This is a genomic window from Neisseria sp. P0021.S007, assembly GCF_051956855.1.
Map to the genome: position 1 here is coordinate 1 of NZ_JBQCXA010000949.1, position 561 is coordinate 561.

The 561-nt window shown below is 42.6% G+C and carries 1 protein-coding gene; it reads right to left on the minus strand.

Annotated elements, in window-relative coordinates:
- Positions 1 to 395 precede the first annotated feature (395 nt).
- Positions 396 to 521, minus strand: coding sequence for a type B 50S ribosomal protein L36 (ykgO, locus tag ACTHUR_RS16890; RefSeq protein WP_003685279.1), 126 nt, complete (start codon positions 519 to 521; stop codon positions 396 to 398).
- Between the last annotated feature and the right edge of the window lie 40 nt (positions 522 to 561).

Consider the following 561-nt stretch of genomic DNA (forward strand, 5'->3'; position numbering starts at 1 on the left):
GTTCATACCATGGTCGTGATGGTGCTCGTGACGAGGAGCATCATTGCGTTCATGATCAGGTGCAGCACAAGCACCCAAGGACAAAATAGCCGCTACGGCCAATACAGCTTTAAGTTTCATATTAATACTCCTGAAAAATGTGGAACTGAATAAACAGTAATTCCATGTTATAAACATCTTTATAGTCTAGCAAGGAAGCTTACTCTAATTTACCTGCAAGCCTCAAATGTAGCTTTTTCCAAAACTCCGTATTCTTTTCGCAAACATTCAAATTTCTTTCAGCCATGGTTTCACGCCGCCCTCTCTGCCCGCAGGTCGTCTGAAAACAAAAAAGACCGCCCACGAAAATCATCGCGAGCGGCAATCCATTGAGAGCATTACAAAATATGAAAACATTACCGCTGACGGGCTTTGAAACGGGGATTGCTTTTACAGATGACGTAAACTTTACCCTTGCGTCGAACGATTTGACAGTCACGATGGCGCTTCTTCGCCGTTTTCAATGAAGACAAAACCTGCATCATTTATCCTTTCTAAAAGAAGACATCATAGATTGGAACC